The organism is Streptomyces sp. KLMMK (assembly GCF_036961605.1).
GTDB classification, from domain to species: Bacteria; Actinomycetota; Actinomycetes; order Streptomycetales; family Streptomycetaceae; genus Streptomyces; species Streptomyces telluris.
Window position 1 is genome coordinate 1 of record NZ_JBAMDC010000450.1, and the last position, 4,819, is coordinate 4,819.

2 protein-coding genes and 1 pseudogene are annotated in these 4,819 nt (G+C 76.2%); all 3 read left to right on the forward strand.

What is annotated here, in order from left to right:
- Nucleotides 1-859 (forward strand): annotated as a pseudogene (locus V7793_RS33340) (serine protease); the annotation flags it as partial.
- Nucleotides 860-1,083: 224 nt separating this feature from the next.
- Nucleotides 1,084-3,327: a serine/threonine-protein kinase gene (locus V7793_RS33345; protein ID WP_336013446.1), complete on the forward strand. Its 2,244-nt coding sequence runs from the start codon at nt 1,084-1,086 to the stop codon at nt 3,325-3,327.
- Nucleotides 3,328-3,428: 101 nt separating this feature from the next.
- A partial coding sequence (locus tag V7793_RS33350; protein WP_336013447.1) for a vWA domain-containing protein occupies nt 3,429-4,819 on the forward strand: 1,391 nt, incomplete at its 3' end.

Consider the following 4,819-nt stretch of genomic DNA (forward strand, 5'->3'; position numbering starts at 1 on the left):
CGGCACCTCGCGCCGCCCCCCGTCCGCGTACGAGACGGAGGACGACGTCCTGCCGCCCCTCGGCAGCGTCGACCTCGCCCTGGACGTCTCCGGGGAGACCGTCGCCAGGGTCGCCGAGCGCATCGCCGACCGGCTCGGGCTGCGCCCCGCCGACGACGAGGAGTCGCCCGTCGGCCGCCTGGGCGCGGCGCGGAGCGTGCCGCTGACGATCGTCGCGGAAGGCGTCGACTACGCGGCCGACCCCCTGGCGCTGGTCGAGTTCACCGGGCTCCTCGCCGGCCGGGGCGCCCGGCTGCTCCTCGTCTTCCGCAACCCCGAATCGCAGAGCCTGGAGCTGGCGCTGAGGATGGCTGACCCCGCCAAGGACGACATCGCCGCACGCCTGGACCGGGTGCGCGAGGGCATCGACCACATCGCACGCCGCGAGCGCTTCGCCTTCGAGAAGGCCGCCCTCATTGCCCCGGTGCGCCCCGTGCCGCAGCGCGCGGCCGCCCTCCGGCTGGACCTCACGGCCCTGCGCCGCCACCCGGAGCCCGGCGGCGAGCGCTTCCTGGCCGACCTCACCGCCTTCGAGCGGACCGTGGAGTCCGGGCTGCTGCGGATAGAGGAGGCGATCGGCCTGGCCGAGGCCCGGATCGCCCGGCGCAACGAGCTGCGTGGCCGGCTGGAGGCCTTCTTCGCGATGCTCGCCGCCCGCAGTCTGGAGGAGGAGCGGGCCGCCGGGCCCCTCTACCGCACCGCCCACAACCTCCTCTACCAGGCGCCCTGCGAGCTCGCCGAGGCCGAGCGCGCCGTGGAGCGCTTCGCCGAGGCCGTACGGCACCACACCCACCGTCCGCGAGGGGGCGACCCCGGATGACCACCCCCGGCACACCACTCGGCGGACCGCCCGGCAGTCCCCCCGGCTCACCGCCCGGCACACCCGGGAAGCCGCCCGGCGGTCCCCCGGGGACACCGCCCGCGCAGTCCCCCACGCCTCCCCCGCCCCCGGACCGCTGCCCCTGGCCCGGCTGCGACGGCCGTATCGAAGCCACCGGCTTCTGCTCCACGCGCGGCCACCGCGCCCGGCGCGGGGCCCCGCCCGTGCCGGACAGCCCGCCCACGGCCGGCACCCGCAGGCGGGCCGAGACCGACCGGCTGTTCACCGTGGGCCCCGCCGAGGACGGCCTGCTCGACCTGCCCTACATCGCCACCCCGTCCCCCGAGGCCCTGGTCGTCGCGGACCCCCGGGTCCCGGCCGGCGGCAAGACCTGCGGGCACGACGGGTGCACCGCGATCGTCGGCCGCCCGTACGCCGGGCAGCCGGCCCTGCCCACGGGCTTCTGCGAACGGTGCGGCCACCCCTACGACTTCACCCCGCGCCTGGCCCCCGGCGATCTGGTCGGCGAGCAGTACCGCGTGGTGGGCTGCGTGGCCAACGGCGGCCTCGGCTGGGTCTACCTCGCGCACGACATCCGGCTGGAGGGCAATCCCGTGGCCCTCAAGGGCCTCATCAACACCCGCGATCCCATCGCGCTGCACAACATGGGCGAGGAGCGGCGCAACCTCATCCGCTCCGACCACCCCGACATCGTCCGCATCATCAACTTCGTCACCCACCCGGAGCCCGGAGCCGGCGGCACGACGGGCGGGAACGGGGAAGCGGACGCGGAGAACACCGGGGACAGGGAAGGGGCCGGGGACAGGGACGGGGACGGGGACGGCCACACCCGTTACATCGTCATGGAGTTCGTCCGCGGCATGCTCCTCTCCCAGGTGCGCGACCGCATCACCCGCCGCGAGGGCCCCTTCGGCGAGGACCGCATCTTCGAGTACGTCCTCTCGTACGGCTGCCGCATCCTCGACGCCCTGGAGAGCCTGCACCGCAAGAACTACGTCTACTGCGACCTCAAGCCCAACAACGTCATGCACTACGCGGACCGGATCAAGCTCATCGACCTCGGCGCCACCCGCGAGCTGGGCGACGAGAGCGGCGTCGTCCTCGGCGCCCGCGGCTTCACCGCCCCCGAGGTCGCCCGGCTCGGCGCCCGGGGGCTGTCCGTCCGCTCGGACCTCTTCAGCCTGGGCATGACCCTGCGCGCCCTCTCGGACGACTCCGGCCGGCAGCCCGAGGGCCTGGGCGCCGAGTCCTACCGGCGGGCCGTCTCCCGCGCCACCGCGGAGGACCCGCTCGACCGCTTCGCCTCCGCCCGCGAGATGGCCGAGCAGCTGCGCGGCGTCCTGCGCGAGATCCGCTCCCTGCGCACCGGCACCGAGCACCCCGAGCCGTCCACGCTCTTCGCTCCCGCCGCCACTCTCCTCGACGCCTCGCTCGGGCGCGTGCCTCCCCTGGAGCACTGGCTGACCGGCGAGCGGCGCCCGCTCCTCGACCCCGGCCTGCCCGCCGCCGGCAACGTCCCGCGCCACCTGCCCGTGCCCTACCCCGACCCCGCCGACCCGGCCGCGGCCCTGCTCGGCCAGCCCACCACCAGCGGACCGCGGCGCCTGATCCAGCAGCTGTCCACCTCCGGGCACGAGTCCGTGGAGATCCGCCTGCGCCAGCTGCGCGCCCACCTCGAACTGGGCGAACTCGACGCCGCGGAGCAGCGCCTGACGACGGCGAAGGAGCTCCTGGGGCACCTGGTCCCCCACGACTGGCGGATCGCCTGGCACGAAGGCCTGCTGCACCTCGCCCGGCACGAACCGGCCGCCGCCCAGGCCCGGTTCGACCGCGTCTACCACGACCTGCCCGGCGAGTACGCCCCCAAGCTGGCTCTCGGCTACTGCGCCGAGCAGCGCGGCGACGCGGAGTCCGCCGAGCGCTACTACCAGGCCGTGTGGCAGCGCAACCGCTCCCAGGGCAGCGCCGCCTTCGGGCTCGCCCGGCTGCGGCTGGCCGCCGGCGACCGCACCGGCGCAGCCGGGCTCCTCGGCGGCCTGCCGGAGGTCTCCCGCCACTACGACGCGGGCCGCATCGCCTGCGTGCGCATCCTCTCCGGCCGCCTCCACCCCGACCCCGCCCGCGGGCTGCCCGGCCGCGCCGACCTGGCCGCGGCCCTGGACCTCCTGCCCCGGGTCTACCTGGACGAGGGCCATCCCGGCGGCCCGGCCCGCGACCGGCTGGAGGCGGAGACGCTCGAAGTGGCCCTGGAGCGGGTACGGGCAGGGGCGACGGCCGGCGGGCCGGGCGGGGGCACCGCACTCTTCGGCGCGGACGACGAGGAGTTCGCCCTCCGCTCCCGGCTGGAGGCGAAGCTGCGCCGGCTGGCCCGGCAGGCGCCCACGCCCGGGGGCCTGGCCGCCCTGGTCGACCTGGCGAACCGCGTCCGCCCCAAGACCCGCTTCTGACACGGCCGCAAGGGCCGACACGTCCGGCACGTCTGGCACGTCCGGCACGGGGGAACGAATGGACCGAGGCAAGGGACCGACGCGATGAACCGGGATGCGCGATGAACCGAGACGACGGCGCGGGCCCGCAGGACCGCGCACCGACGGCGGCCCTGCCCGCCCTCACCGCCCAGCTGGGGCAGAACAAGCACCTGCCGGCCGGCTCCGGCACCGTGCCGGCCCACGCCGTCCTCACCGTCGAGGGCCACGGCCTGGGCGGGCTGACCACGCACGCCTCCTCCGCCGAGGTCGTCGTCATCGACTGCTCGGGGTCGATGAGCTGGCCCAGTACGAAGATCTCGGCGGCCCGCAAGGCCGCGGCGGCCGCCATCGGCATCCTGCGCGACGGCACCCGCTTCGCCCTCGTCGAGGGCACCGACAAGGCCCGCGTCGTCTACCCGGCCACCGGCCGGATGGCCGTCGCCGGCCCCGACACCCGGGCCGACGCCGCCCGCACCGCCCACGGCCTCGTCGCCGCGGGCGGCACGGCCATCGCCTCCTGGCTCGCCTGCGCCCGCGACCTGCTCACCGCCCCGGGGCAGGACCACCCCATCCGGCACGCCCTCCTGCTGACCGACGGCAGGAACGAGCACGACCGGCCCGACGAGCTGGAGCGCGTCCTCGCCGACTGCGCCGGGAAGTTCACCTGCGACGCGCGCGGCATCGGCGACCAGTGGGCCGCCGCCGAGCTGCGGGCGATCGCCGCCCGGCTGCACGGCAAGGCGGACGCCGTCGAGCGCGACTCCGACCTGGAGGAGGAGTTCCGCACGATGATGACCAGCGCCATGACGAAGGCGCTGCCCGGCATACGGATCCGCGTCCGGCTGCGCGTCGGCAGCGAGCTCCGCTTCTTCAAGCAGGTCTTCCCCACCGAGCTGGACCTGACCGCGGAGGCCGTGCAGAGCGGGGAGCGCAGCTGGGACTTCCCGACCGGGGCCTGGGGCGACGAGTCCCGCGACTACCACCTGTGCGTCACGGCCGACCCCGCCGGCGACCCGATGGGCGAGGACATGCAGCTGGCCTCCCTGTCGCTGGTGGCCGACGCCGTGGGCGACCACCCCGCCGAGGCCGTCGTCACCGTGCCCCGGCCCGTCCCCCTGCTCGTCCACTGGACCGACGACGCCGCCCTGTCCACGCGCGTCCACCCGCGCGTCGCCCACTTCGCCGGCCACGCCGACCTGGGCCGCGCGGTCAACGCCGGCTGCGAGGCGTACGAGCGCGGCGGCCGCGCGACCGCGGAGGAGGAGTGGGGCCGGGCGGTGCGGCTCGCCGACGACCTCGGCGACGAGAAGATGCTGCGCAGGCTGCGGCGGCTGGTGCACGTCGACGACGCCCGGGAAGGGCGGGTCCGGCTGCGCGACGCCATCGCCGCCGGCGACCTCCACGCGGCCTGGGTGGGCTCCGACCACAGCACGCAGGCGCAGGCGTCCTGGGCCGCGCCGCCCGGACCACC